The organism is Thermomonospora umbrina (assembly GCF_003386555.1).
Taxonomy (GTDB): Bacteria; Actinomycetota; Actinomycetes; order Streptosporangiales; family Streptosporangiaceae; genus Thermomonospora; species Thermomonospora umbrina.
This window is the reverse complement of the sequence record NZ_QTTT01000001.1, coordinates 1836380-1848561: the sequence shown is the minus strand read 5'-3', so window position 1 is coordinate 1848561 and position 12182 is coordinate 1836380. Positions and strand designations below refer to the sequence as shown.

At 70.7% G+C, this 12182-nt stretch carries 11 protein-coding genes; 7 read left to right on the top strand and 4 right to left on the bottom strand.

The window, feature by feature from the left end; genetic code table 11:
• Window positions 1-33 precede the first annotated feature (33 nt).
• Both rsmI and DFJ69_RS07975 read left to right on the top strand, forming a co-directional pair.
• Entirely contained in the window at window positions 34-909 is an 876-nt protein-coding gene (gene rsmI / locus DFJ69_RS07980) for a 16S rRNA (cytidine(1402)-2'-O)-methyltransferase (RefSeq protein ID WP_116021884.1), read from the top strand.
• 107 nt (window positions 910-1016) lie between these two features.
• Window positions 1017-1325, top strand: a complete 309-nt coding sequence (locus DFJ69_RS07975; RefSeq protein WP_116021883.1) for a hypothetical protein — start codon at window positions 1017-1019, stop codon at window positions 1323-1325.
• On the opposite strand, the gene DFJ69_RS07970 is transcribed toward DFJ69_RS07975, so the two are convergent.
• Entirely contained in the window at window positions 1271-2797 is a 1527-nt protein-coding gene (locus DFJ69_RS07970) for a hypothetical protein (protein ID WP_245974149.1), read from the bottom strand. The genes DFJ69_RS07975 and DFJ69_RS07970 overlap by 55 nt on opposite strands.
• Window positions 2798-2975: 178 nt before the next feature.
• On the opposite strand from DFJ69_RS07970, the gene DFJ69_RS07965 reads away from it, so the two are divergent.
• Window positions 2976-4247 carry a glycosyltransferase family 2 protein gene (locus DFJ69_RS07965; RefSeq protein WP_245974148.1) on the top strand — a complete coding sequence of 424 codons (1272 nt, stop codon included), beginning with the start codon at window positions 2976-2978 and terminating at the stop codon, window positions 4245-4247.
• A gap of 40 nt (window positions 4248-4287) precedes the next feature.
• On the top strand, window positions 4288-6030 hold the full coding sequence (locus DFJ69_RS07960) for a hypothetical protein (RefSeq protein ID WP_116021882.1): 1743 nt from the start codon (window positions 4288-4290) through the stop codon (window positions 6028-6030).
• Here DFJ69_RS07960 and DFJ69_RS07955 read toward each other — a convergent pair.
• Window positions 6027-7574, bottom strand: coding sequence for a glycosyltransferase family 39 protein (locus DFJ69_RS07955; protein WP_116021881.1), 1548 nt, complete (start codon window positions 7572-7574; stop codon window positions 6027-6029). The two genes, DFJ69_RS07960 and DFJ69_RS07955, sit on opposite strands and share 4 nt — an antisense overlap.
• A 113-nt stretch (window positions 7575-7687) precedes the next feature.
• On the opposite strand from DFJ69_RS07955, the gene metG reads away from it, so the two are divergent.
• Both metG and DFJ69_RS07945 read left to right on the top strand, forming a co-directional pair.
• A complete protein-coding gene (metG, locus tag DFJ69_RS07950) occupies window positions 7688-9499 on the top strand; it encodes a methionine--tRNA ligase (protein WP_116021880.1) in 1812 nt (603 codons plus the stop codon).
• A 64-nt stretch (window positions 9500-9563) separates the two neighbouring features.
• The gene (locus DFJ69_RS07945; protein ID WP_116021879.1) at window positions 9564-10397 is read left to right on the top strand and encodes a TatD family hydrolase; all 834 of its coding nucleotides are present in this window, start codon (window positions 9564-9566) and stop codon (window positions 10395-10397) included.
• On the opposite strand, the gene DFJ69_RS07940 is transcribed toward DFJ69_RS07945, so the two are convergent.
• Both DFJ69_RS07940 and DFJ69_RS07935 read right to left on the bottom strand, forming a co-directional pair.
• Window positions 10398-10622 carry a DUF397 domain-containing protein gene (locus DFJ69_RS07940; RefSeq protein WP_116021878.1) on the bottom strand — a complete coding sequence of 75 codons (225 nt, stop codon included), beginning with the start codon at window positions 10620-10622 and terminating at the stop codon, window positions 10398-10400.
• Between the two features lie 14 nt (window positions 10623-10636).
• Window positions 10637-11497: a helix-turn-helix domain-containing protein gene (locus tag DFJ69_RS07935; protein WP_116021877.1), complete on the bottom strand. Its 861-nt coding sequence runs from the start codon at window positions 11495-11497 to the stop codon at window positions 10637-10639.
• 213 nt (window positions 11498-11710) lie between these two features.
• On the opposite strand from DFJ69_RS07935, the gene DFJ69_RS07930 reads away from it, so the two are divergent.
• On the top strand, window positions 11711-11983 hold the full coding sequence (locus DFJ69_RS07930; RefSeq protein ID WP_147312239.1) for a hypothetical protein: 273 nt from the start codon (window positions 11711-11713) through the stop codon (window positions 11981-11983).
• The last annotated feature ends 199 nt before the right edge of the window (window positions 11984-12182 follow it).

Below are 12182 nucleotides of genomic sequence, written 5' to 3'. Positions count from 1 at the left end.
CGGTGGCGCCGCACCCGAGAGCCGCGTTCCGGTATGCCCGGGTACGCGGGGCGGAACAATGGGGGAGTGTCAGAGACCGGAACCCTCACCCTCGCCGCCGCCCCGATCGGCCGGATCGGCGACGCCTCGGCGCGGCTGCGCGACGCGCTCGCCGACGCGTCCATCATCGCCGCCGAGGACACCCGCAGGCTGCGCCGACTGGCCTCCGACCTGGGGGTGGAGCTGACCGCCCGGATCGTGTCCTACTACGACCAGAACGAGCGGGGCCGGGCCGTCGAACTGGTCGGCGAGCTGCTCGCCGGCCGCGACGTGCTGGTGGTGACCGACGCCGGGCTGCCCGGGGTGTCCGATCCCGGCTACCGGCTGGTGACCGCCGCCGTGGCCGAGGACGTGCCGGTCACCGTGCTCCCCGGCCCGTCGGCCGTGACCACCGCGCTGGTGATCTCCGGCCTGCCGTCCGACCGGTTCTGCTTCGAGGGGTTCCCGCCGCGCAAACCCGGCGAGCGGAGCCGCGCCCTGGGGGCGTTGGCCGACGAGCGTCGCACCATGGTGTTCTTCGAGGCCCCGCACCGGCTGGCGGTGACGTTGGCCGCGATGGCCGAGGCGTTCGGCGCCGACCGGCCTGCCGCCGTGTGCCGGGAGCTGACCAAGACGTACGAGGAGGTCCGTCGGGGCCCCCTCGGCGACCTGGCCGCATGGGCCGAGCCGGGTGTCAAGGGGGAGATCACCGTGGTGGTCGGCGGGGCCCCCGAGCCCGAGCCCGTCACCGACCCGACCGAGCTGGCCGGCGCCGTCGCCGCGCTGGAGGCGGGGGGCACTCCGCGCAAGGCCGCCATCGTCGAGGTGGCCCGTCGCAACGGTCTTCCGAAGCGCATCGTCTACGACGCCGTTATCTCCGGGCGAAAGTGAAATATCGCCTCCGTCGCCACATGTCACACCTCTGTTGGACAGCGCGTCACGGGTCCACAATGGAAAGTGACGATGCGGTGCGACGGCTCACCTGGGAGGTGAGGGCGATGCGCGAATCATGGACCAACTACGAGGTCTGGGTCTACCGGTGCAATCGATGCACGACGACCTGGCGTGAGGAGTACAAGGCGCGGCATGTGGCCGACGGCCACGGCGGCGAGGCGGTGTCCTACGAGCACGACGGCCACCAGTGCACGTCACCGTGGTGCGACCACGTGTGCCCCAAGTGCCAGAGCCAGAACGTGAAGGCGTCCCCCACGCCTTGGAAGCAGGCGGCGAACGTCCCCGTCCAGGCCGCCCACTACAACGAGGACCTGGCGCTGGTGCTCCGGTTGCGCCGGCTCAACGCGTACTGACCGACGGCGATCCCCGCGGCCAGGCAGGCCAGCGGGACGGCGGGCAGCACGTACCGATAGTCGAACTCGACCGTCGCGGCGGGGGCGAGCAGCAGTCCGGTGGCCAGCGACCACGGGAGGAAGGCCGCCCCGCCGAACCGGCGCCACATCCGGACCATCCCCGCCAGGCCGACCAGCAGCAGCCCGCCGAGGAGCACGCCGGGCAGGTGGGCCAGGCTCTGGTAGCCGCGGACGATGCCGGCGAACGGCTCCACCACGCGGGTGCGGGCGGGCCCGGCCTCGTAGCGGAGCGCGGCGTCGCCGGCCCTGGTCCCGTCGCCCATGTCCCACGACGCCAGCGGAAGCTCGGTCCGGTCGAACTCGTACATCCGGTAGGTCTTCTCGTCGGGGAACACCGGCCGGTCCCAGCGGAACGTGCGGGCGAAGTCCAGCGCCACGACCTTCAGGTAGTCGCCCGGCTGCGCCTTGATCGCCTTGCGGGAGAAACCGCCGGCGATCTCGTTCTGCCGGGGCCCGAACCGCAGGTCCGTCACCCGCTTGAGCGGTGACCTGCGGTTCCAGATGCCGTCCTGGGAGTAGGGCAGCTTGTGGCCGGGCTGGACGCACAACAGGGTCTCGTCCACCGTCAGGTTCGGGATCTTGTGGCAGTCCGCGAACTTGTAGGCGCGCGCGAACAGGAACACGCCGTCGCCCGCCGTCATCGCGAACTTCCCGTGCGTCTGGGAGAACCACGTCATGTACGCCGCCGTCGGCACCGCCGCGGCCACCAGCACCACCGCGACGGCGCGCCACCCGGTCCGCCGCACCACCATGAACACCAGCACGCCCACCAGCACCGGAAGCCCCAGCGTCCGGGTCAGCCAGGCCGCCGCCAGCAGCAGCCCCACCGCGAGCGCCACCCGCCATCCCGGCCGGTCGTGCCACAGCAGCAGGGTGGCCGCGCTCACCACCAGGAACGCGAACAGCGTGTCCGACAGCACGAGCTGCTCGAGCTGGATCTGGTACGCGTCCAACAGCACGGGGGCGGCGGCGAGGGCCGCGCCCCAGCCCGGCAGGCCCATCCGGCGGCGCAGCGTGGCGTAGACCATCAGTCCCATCGCCAGGCCCATCAGGTGCTGCACCGCGGCGACCAGCACGAAGCTGTGGAACGGCCGAAGGATCACCAGCAGGAACGAGTATCCGTCCGGCCGCAGCGGATGCGGATACGGGTCGTTCGCGACGTGCAGATAATCGAAGCTGTCGTTGAAGTACATGATCGGCGGATAGCCGAGCATGGCGGTCGCCCGCAGCAGCGCGCCCATGACGAGGATCACAGTGAACACCCGGTGCCGGCCGGCCAGGGCGCGCAGCTCTCCGGGCAGATCCCGCAGGCGGGAGGCGCCGGGACGGGGTCCGTCCACGTCGTCGCCGGCGCCGTTCTCGTGCGCGCTCTCCGCCGCGCCGGCGGCCTGCTCGACCGCGCCATCTCTCACGGCCGACCCCAACCCTTCCGGTACGGTGCCCCTATGCTTGTCCGCCAAGCCTGCCGCATCATCCGCGTCACCCGTGCATCATGGTGATCCTGGAGCGCGGCCGTCCGCTCGCTGAACCGCGTGAAGACTCAGCGACAATACCGAAGACGGTCATCAGCGGTTAACGAAGGAGATCTCCGTGGAACTCTCCGTGGTGATGCCGTGTCTGAACGAGGCCGAGACGATCGAGACGTGCGTCCGCAAGACGATCGGCTTCCTCGAGGACAACGGCATCGACGGCGAGGTGGTCATCGCCGACAACGGCAGCACCGATGGCAGCCAGCAACTCGCCAGAGCGGCCGGCGCCCGGGTGGTGCCCGTGGCCGACAAGGGCTACGGCAACGCCCTGATGGGCGGGATCCGCGCCGCGCGCGGCCGTTACGTGGCGATGGGCGACGCGGACGACTCCTATGACTTCACCACCCTGCTGCCCTTTCTGGAGCAGCTCCGGGACGGCGCCGACCTGGTGATGGGCAACCGCTTCAAGGGCGGGATCGAGCCGGGCGCGATGCCGCCGCTGCACCGCTACCTGGGCAACCCGGTGCTGAGCTTCGTCGGGCGGCTGTTCTTCGGCAGCAAGATCGGTGACTTCCACTGCGGGCTGCGCGCCTTCCGCAAGGACTCGGTCATGCGGCTGGGCCTGCAGACCGGCGGGATGGAGTTCGCCAGCGAGATGGTGGTCAAGGCCACCCTCGCCAAGTACGACATCCGCGAGGTCCCGACCACGCTGGCCAAGGACGGCCGGACCCGCCCGCCGCACCTGAACACCTGGCGCGACGGCTGGCGGCACCTGCGCTTCCTGATGCTCTACAGCCCCCGCTGGCTGTTCCTCATCCCCGGCATGCTGTTCATGCTGGTCGGGCTGGTCGCCGGGGTCGCGCTGTCGTTCGGCCCGGTGCGGGTCGGCGACATCGCCTTCGACATCGACACGCTGGTGGGCGCCGGGGCCGCGCTGGTGATCGGTTTCCAGGCGGTGCTGTTCGCGCTGTTCACCAAGGTGTACGCGGCCCAGGAGGGCTTCCTGCCGCCCGACCGCCGGGTCGACCGGCTGACGAGCTGGTGGACCATGGAGCGCGGGCTCGTCCTGGGCGGCCTGCTGGCGCTGGGCGGGCTCTGCGGTCTGGTGGTCTCGCTGCTGCACTGGCGGATCAACAACTTCGGGGAGCTGGACCCGCGCGAGTCGCTCCGGCTCGTGGTCCCGTCGGCGACCGCCCTGGCGCTGAGCTTCCAGGCGATCTTCGCCTCCATGTTCGTCAGCATCCTGCAGATCCGACGCCGTCAGCACCCGCCGATCTCCGACGCCGTCGACGAGGCCGCCGTGGTGGTGGACGCCGCCGCCGACCGGGTGGCCGCCGAGGGTGTCGAGGGTACGGACGCCAGGGTTCCGGCCGGGCGCGAGGGCGACGCCTGACGTCCGCCGGACCCGCCCCGATGTGGCAGCCTCTGCTCCCATGACCGTAACGGCCGGCTCCGAGGTCTCCGGCCCGGCCGGGCCCGGCGCGGGCGCGCGGCGGCGGCCTCCCTGGTGGCTGTTGCTGCTCGTCGGATGGCTCGCGCAGGTCGGCGTCCGGGTCTGGCTGGCGGCCGGGCAGACGATCCCGGTCGCCAACCCGGACGAGTCCGGATACCTGTTCACCGCCCGACTGCTGACGGGCGGGCCCGAGGCCGACATCTCCAACAGCACGCCCTACCGGGGCGGCTACCCGCTGCTGATCCTCCCCGCTCAGTGGCTGAGCGACGACCCGGAGACCGTCTACCGGATCGTCATGGTCGTCAACGCGCTGGTCGCCGCGTGCCTCCTGCCGTTGGCGCACCGACTGCTGCGAGGGCTCGGCCTGGCGCAGGGCCCGTCCTACGCCCTGGCGCACGTGACGGCGCTGCTGCCCGCCGCCGTCTTCTACACGCAGTACGCGTTGACGGACGCCGTGTTCCCGGTGGTCGTCATGGGCTGGCTGCTGCTGATGCACTCCTGGCTCGTGGGCGACGCCTCCCGGGCCCGCGTGATCGCCTACGGCTTGGGCGCGAGCGGTGTCGCGGCCTACACCTACGCGCTGCACTCGCGGGGCGTCGTGATCCTGGCCGTGCACGTCGGGTTGCTGCTGTTCGCGGCGTGGCGTCGGTGGCGACCGTGGACGTCGGCGGTCCTCGGCGTGGGGGTGGCGGGCGCGGTGGCCGGTGCGGCGTCCGTGCTCAACGGCTGGATCGTGGAGCGCCTGTACACGGGCGGCACCTACGACATGGGATCCATGGTGGTCGACCGGCTCACCGGCCTCGACGGCTACGGATGGACGCTGCCGGTCGGGCTGGGCCAGATCTGGTACATGATCATCGGCACCTGGGGGGTCGGCGGCATCGGGCTGGTCGCGGTCTCGACCGCCCTCGCGCGCCGTGACGTGCCCGCGCGGGTGCGGGCCCTGGCCGCCGGGCTGCTGGTGATCGTGGTCGGCATCGCGTTCTCGGCGGCGGCGGCCCTGCCGGACGAGCAGCGCATCGGCAACCACGCCTACAGCCGTTACCTGGCGTGCGTGGCGCCGGTGTTCTTCGCGGTGGGCGCCTGGGCGCTGCTGCGCTCCCCGCGAAAGGCGGTGCTGCGGGCGGCGGCGGTGACGGGCGCGGCCGTGCTCGCCGGGGCCGCCCTGATCGAGGTGAACGTCGGCGACGAGCTCGACGGCTACGCGTTCACGCTCTTCGACTTTCCGGAGCTGACGTTCCTGACCTGGGACTGGGACTCGTTCCACCTGTGGCGGGCCGCGCTGGTGGCCCTCGCGCTGCTGGGCGTGGTCCTCGTGCTGGGGCGGTACGCCCCCGTGGCGCTCGTGGCGTTCCTGCTGGCGGTCAACACCGTCGCCGACGTCACCGCCGCCACCCGGATCTCCCGGCCCTTCGTGGACGACCGCATGGCCGCCGCCGACCTGCGGGGCGTGCTCGAACCCGGGAGGCAGACCGTGGCGATCGACCGCCGGGTCGACTGGGAGATCTGGATCATCCAGCTCCACCAGGTGTGGTGGTCGAAGGTGCTGCGGTTCGACAGCCGCAAGAGGCAGCAGCCGCCGCCCGAGGCCGACCTCGTCCTCGTCGCGTGGAACGAGGGCCTCGCCGCCGAGGCGACCTGGAGGAACGCGCCCCCCGGCTGGCGGGTGGTCCGGACCCGGCGGCACCCGCTGGGCTCCTGGGTCGCCTGGCGGCGTCCCTAACGGGCCCAGATCTCCAGCAGCCCATCGGAGGAGCGCCACAGCAGCCGGTATCCGTGCCGGGCGTTCAGCCGAGTGTGGGGCACCATCTGGCCCTCCATGCCGCGCCACCGGGTGAACAGGATCGGACCGTTCTCGGCGATGACGGGAACCGCTCGGTACTCGTGGGGGAACGAACGGATCGTCCCGTCCCACTGCTTCTCGCCCCACACGTCGCGGGTGTAGAAGGTCGCCGTCTGCGCCAGGCGATGGTCCGACCACAGCACCGGCAGGTCGTCGCGGCCGTCCAGCCAGCCCCGCAGCTCGTTCCACGCCTTGTCGCGCGGCAGCGCCGGGACCTCCCGCACGGAGGTGACCGCGTACGCCAGCGCCACCGCCCCGGCGAGCCCCAGCGCCAGGCCCGAGCGGGCGCGCACGAACGAGACGCGGCGGGCCAGCAGCACCAGCGAGCCCAGACCGCCCGCCAGCAGCGCCGGGAACACCGGGAACCAGTACCGCACCAGCCAGCCGCGCAGCGTGATGTGGCCCGGGTCCAGGAACCCCGACAGCAGGGTCAACGGCACCGCCAACGCCAGGAACCACACCAGCGTCAGCGCGAGCCGTCGGTCACGGGTGACCGCCCAGCCGAGGACGTTCAGCGCCAGCAGCCCGATGAACACCGCGCCCATCGGGTGCCAGTCGCGCATCGCCCGATCGAACGACTCGAACGCCAACATCCGGGTCACCGGCTCGCTCGGCTCTCCGCCGTGCCCCGCCGCCGACCGGATCGCCGACATCGCGTTGCCCCACACCAGGTGGTTGTGGACCATGCTGACGGCCAGGACCGCGAGCATCGGCGCGGCGATCACCGGCAGCCTCCGCCACGGGATGCCCAGCAGCCGGAAGAACACCGGGATCCCGACGTACATGAACGCCACGAAGTCGCGGACCAGGAACGCGGACGCCAGGCACACCCCCGCCGCCACCAGCAGCCGGGTCTGCGCGCGCCCCTCCCGACGACCCGCCACCACCAGACCGGCCATGCCCATGGCGAACAGCCCCGCGCCCGGCATGTCCGGCAGCAGCACCCCCGCCGACCAGGTCACCTCCTGCGTGAACGGGTTGGTCAGCAGGAAGAACGGGTGGCAGATCAGCAGCAGCGTGGCGATGAGCCCCACCCGGTCGCCGAACAGCGAACGGATCAGCAGGTGGCAGCCCACGAAGAAGACGACCCCGCCGAGGGCCGCCATCGCGAAGTAGGCGGCCTGCCCCGGCCCCAGGATCTCCTGGAACAACCGGGTCGGCAGCACCAACCCGATCCGGGACACCTGGTGCGGCACCTCGTTGAACGGCCACCGGTCCAAGGGGATGTCCGGCCAGCGCCGCGCGCCCTCGAACACGTAGTACGGGTCGTAGTACAGCGGCGGGACCATGATGATCCACTGAACGACCACCGCGCACACCGCCACCAGCGCCGAGCCGCCCGCGACCCGGCGCACCGGGGAGCGCGGTGCGGCGGGGTCCGTGGGGCGCTGGGCGGCGGGCTCGCGCACCGTGGTTTGGGCCATGCCGGATCTCAACCTCTGCCGTCGGCGGTCACGGGGAACGTCGGCCCAGGGTATCGGCGACCCCGCGCATATCGAGTGCCGCCCGAAGGCACGGGGCCTCTAGCATGGTTGACATGTCCTCGTCGAGTAGCCAGTCCAGGCACATCCTGACCGCGCCCGCCTGGCCGTACGCCAACGGGCCCCGCCACATCGGGCACGTCTCCGGGTTCGCGCTCCCCTGCGACATGTTCAGCCGCTTCCAGCGGATGGCGGGCAACCAGGTCCTGATGGTCAGCGGCACCGACGAGCACGGCACCCCCATCCAGGTGCAGGCCGACAAGGAGGGCGTGTCCCCCCGCGAGCTGGCCGACCGCTACAACCGCGTCATCGCCACCGACCTGCAGGCCCTGGGCATGTCCTACGACCTGTTCACCCGGACCACCACCCGCAACCACTACGCCGTCGTCCAGGAGATCTTCAAGGGCCTCCACGACAACGGGTACATCTTCCCGAAGTCCACGCTCGGCGCCATCTCCCCGTCCACCGGCCGCACGCTGCCCGACCGCTACATCGAGGGCACCTGCCCCATCTGCGGGTACGACGGGGCGCGCGGCGACCAGTGCGACAACTGCGGCAACCAGCTCGACCCGGTCGACCTGATCAACCCGCGCAGCCGGATCAACGGGGAGACGCCGAAGTTCGTGGAGACCGAGCACTTCATGCTCGACCTCCCCGCGTTCACCGACGCGCTCGGCTCCTACCTGCGCGGCAAGCAGGGCGACTGGCGGCCCAACGTGCTGAAGTTCTCCCTCAACCTGCTGGACGACCTCCAGCCCCGGGCGATCAGCCGCGACCTCGACTGGGGCGTCCCGGTGCCGCTTCCGGACTGGAGCGACCGCACCGACAAGCGGCTGTACGTGTGGTTCGACGCGGTGGTCGGCTACTTCTCGGCCTCGGTGGAGTGGGCACGGCGCTCCGGCGACCCGGAGGCGTGGCGGGCCTGGTGGCAGGACCCGGAGGCCCTGTCGTACTACTTCATGGGCAAGGACAACATCGTCTTCCACTCCGAGATCTGGCCGGCGATGCTGATGGGCTACGACGGCAAGGGCGACAAGGGCGGCGAGCCCGGTTCGCTCGGAGCCCTCAACCTGCCCACCGAGGTGGTCTCCTCGGAGTTCCTCACGATGGAGGGCCGCAAGTTCTCCTCGTCCCGCCAGGTCGTCATCTACGTGAAGGACTTCCTGGAGCGGTACGACGTCGACGCGCTGCGCTACTACATCGCGGTCGCCGGCCCGGAGAACCAGGACACCGACTTCACCTGGCAGCACTTCCGCGAGCGCAACAACAACGAGCTGGTGGCCCAATGGGGCAACCTGGTCAACCGGTCGCTGAACATGGCCGCCAAGGACTTCGGCGCCGTCCCCCAGGCCGGTGAGCTGACCGACGCCGACCGGGCGATGCTGGCCCGCAGCCGCGCCGCCTTCGACCGGGTCGGGGCCGAGCTGGGCCGCTCCCGGTTCAAGAACGCCGTCACCGAGGCGTTCGACGTGGTGCGGGACGCCAACGGCTACCTGTCCGCCCAGGAGCCCTGGAAGATCGCCGACGACCCGGAGCGCAAGGGCACCGTCCTGCACGTCGCCCTTCAGGTCGTGGACGACGCCAAGACCCTGCTGACCCCGTTCCTGCCGAACTCGTCGGGCAAGGTCCACACGATGCTCGGCGGCGAGGGCGTGTGGGCGGCCATGCCGGAGATCCGGGACGTCGACGAGGAGGGCGGCCCCTCCTACCCGGTGGTCACCGGCGACTACGCGGCCGAGGAGGCCCGCTGGGAGCACCGCCCGATCCGGCCGGGCACCCCGCTGGCCAAGCCCAAGCCGCTGTTCGCCAAGCTCGACGCCTCCATCGTGGACGAGGAGCTGGCCCGGCTCGCGCAGGAACCGTCCTGAGCGGCCGCGCGTTCCCCGGGTACGGTCGCGCGACGCGGCCGGAGGGCCACCCACGGAGCCGATCATGACGAGTGAGGACACCGGCGAGAACGGGTTCGCGGGGGCGAGCTTCCCCCCGCTGCCCGAGGCGCTGCCGGTCGAGATCTTCGACAGCCACTGTCATCTGGACCTGTTGGAGGTCCCCATCCCGCGGGCGCTGGCGGCGGCGCACGCGGCCGGCATCCGGCAGATCCTGACCATCGGCTGCGACCTGAAGTCCTCCCGCTGGGCGGCGCAGACGGCCCGCGAGCACGGCGACGTGTTCGCGGGTGTGGCCGTGCACCCCAACGAGACCACCGGGCTGTCCGACGACGTGCTGGTCGACATCGCCAAGCTGGCGGCGCTGCCCGAGGTCCGCGCCATCGGGGAGACCGGCCTGGACTACTACCGCGACTGGGCCCCCAAGGAGGACCAGCACCGCTCGTTCCGCGCGCACATCGCCATCGCCAAGAGCGTCGGCAAGCCCCTGGTCATCCACGACCGGGAGGCCCACGACGACGTGCTGCGGATCCTGGAGGAGGAGGGCGCCCCGGAGGCGGTGGTCTTCCACTGCTTCTCCGGCGACGCCGCCATGGCCCGCGTGTGCGCCGACCGGGGCTACGTCATGAGCTTCGCCGGCAACGTCACCTTCAAGAACGCCGAGCCCCTCCGAGAGGCCCTCCGCGTCGCCCCGCCGGAGCTGATCCTGGTCGAGACCGACGCGCCGTTCCTCACGCCCATCCCGCACCGGGGCAAGCCGAACGCGTCGTACCTCATCCCGTGGACCGTCCGCCGCATGGCGGAGGTCAAGGAGATGGACGTGGCCGAATTGTGCACCGCCATCGCCACCACCGGCCGCAGACTCTTCGGCCCCTGGTGATCAGCCGAAGAAGTCGAACTCGCCGTCCTTGACGCCCTTCACAAAGGCTTCCCATTCGGCGCGGGTGTAGAGGATGGTCTCGGCGTCGGGCCGCTTGCTGTGGCGCACGGCGACCTGCTCGCTGCCGTCCCCCAACGGTCCGGCCTCGACGCACTGCGCCTCACCGTTGGCGCTGTAGGTGCTGATGTGCCAGGCGACGTCGACCGATGCGTGGGGGGTGCTCATGGAGATGCTCCGTCTCATTGCCTCAGACGCGACAAGTGGGCTCCGATGAAGGCGGCCGACTCCTCTGGTGAGAGCGCGCTGTCTTGCAGACCATCGTAGGCTCGCGAAAACTTCTCGGCACCGTCCGCCTCCAGGTAGACCGACCCTCCTTGCGTCTCGATGTACGCGAGGTCCGGATAAGGCTCAGGCATCTCGAAGACCGTGAAGGGGCCGGACGGACTGGCGTGGGCTCCGGCCGAGAACGGCAGTACCTGGATGGTGATGTTGGGTAGCTCGACCATCGCAACGAGATGTGCGAGTTGGGCGCCCATGGTCTCAGCGCCTCCGATCAACCGGTGCAGGACGGCCTCGTCCACGATCGCGTGGAGACGGAGAGGATCTTCAGAGGTCAGTTCCTGCTGTCGTTTGGAGCGGAACTCCCACCAGCGGGCGAGCGTGGTCGGTGAATCCTCCGGACCGGCGGCGGCCATGACCGCGTGCGCGTAATCCCGGATCTGGAGGAGGCCGTTGACGACGATGGCGTCGTAGGACTTGACCCTGGTGGCGCGTGACTCGATCCACGCGTAGTCGAGAATCCGGGTCTTGGCCTCCCCGGCGTAGTCGTCCCACCAACCCTTCTGCCAGATGTCGCGGCTGAGTCGTTCCAGTCCGTCACGGATGCGGAGGTCGTCCACCCCGTACAGGTTCAGCAAGGCGATCACGTCGGGGACCCGGACGGGTACGAGCCCGGCCTCCCATCGGCTGAGGGCACCTTGGTCGCGCTGAACATGGTCGCCCGCCTCACGGAGGGTGAGTCCGGCGGCCTCGCGCAACTCGCGCAGGTGCTTCCCCAGCCATTGGGAGCGAAGCGTGGGGCCCTTCTTCGATGGCGGCATCGCGTCTCCAGATCGCCCAGCAGTGGACATACTCGACACTTTTCATGGAAGTTCAAGTGCAAGCTTGTCCTTTGGTGGCCATGCTGTCAATCTATCTGGTGATGGCTCGATGACGCAGCGCATTGAACGGCTGTGTCGTTCAGAAGAAAGGTGCCGGGGCGGGCTTCGCGTGCGAGGCAGGGCCCGCCCCGGCGTACCGGAAAGGAGTCGCGTATGGACCTGCACCCCGAGTCCGGCCTTGGGCCTGTTTACCACGGTGGGGAGGGTGGGGGCGGCGCGATCACGTGGCCGAGGATGTTCGCGTTGACGGCGGTGCCGGACGAGGACGACGGTGAGCAGGAGCCCGTCGTCGCGTGCTACGGGATGGAGGTGCCCGGCGGTCCGGCCGTGACGTTCCTGGCCGGGGGCGGGATGTTCGGCACCTGGAACAGCGCGATGCGAGCGGCCGAGCGGCTGGGGCTCGATCTGTGGTGGTCGGACGAGTGAGCTGAGGCGCGGCGCAGGGGAGGCGTCCGCCGATGCCTCCCCTGCGCTCATCGGCCGTGGTGCCGGCTTCCCTGGGCATCCCTCCGGCGGTCGGCCGTACCGCCATCACCGCCACGGAGGGGCGCTTTTCGGTACGTGGTGATGTCCGAATAAGGAACGGCCCGCGATGGCGTGATTGCGCCTTATGACGCTTACCGGG

Bases quoted from the DNA above. Each gene is read 5' to 3' on its own strand.
- rsmI (WP_116021884.1), top strand. From the start codon at position 34: ATGCCCGGGTACGCGGGGCGGAACAATGGGGGAGTGTCAGAGACCGGA.
- DFJ69_RS07975 (WP_116021883.1), top strand. From the start codon at position 1,017: ATGCGCGAATCATGGACCAACTACGAGGTCTGGGTCTACCGGTGCAAT.
- DFJ69_RS07960 (WP_116021882.1), top strand. From the start codon at position 4,288: ATGACCGTAACGGCCGGCTCCGAGGTCTCCGGCCCGGCCGGGCCCGGC.
- DFJ69_RS07955 (WP_116021881.1), bottom strand. From the start codon at position 7,574: ATGGCCCAAACCACGGTGCGCGAGCCCGCCGCCCAGCGCCCCACGGAC.
- metG (WP_116021880.1), top strand. From the start codon at position 7,688: ATGTCCTCGTCGAGTAGCCAGTCCAGGCACATCCTGACCGCGCCCGCC.
- DFJ69_RS07945 (WP_116021879.1), top strand. From the start codon at position 9,564: ATGACGAGTGAGGACACCGGCGAGAACGGGTTCGCGGGGGCGAGCTTC.
- DFJ69_RS07940 (WP_116021878.1), bottom strand. From the start codon at position 10,622: ATGAGCACCCCCCACGCATCGGTCGACGTCGCCTGGCACATCAGCACC.
- DFJ69_RS07935 (WP_116021877.1), bottom strand. From the start codon at position 11,497: ATGCCGCCATCGAAGAAGGGCCCCACGCTTCGCTCCCAATGGCTGGGG.
- DFJ69_RS07930 (WP_147312239.1), top strand. From the start codon at position 11,711: ATGGACCTGCACCCCGAGTCCGGCCTTGGGCCTGTTTACCACGGTGGG.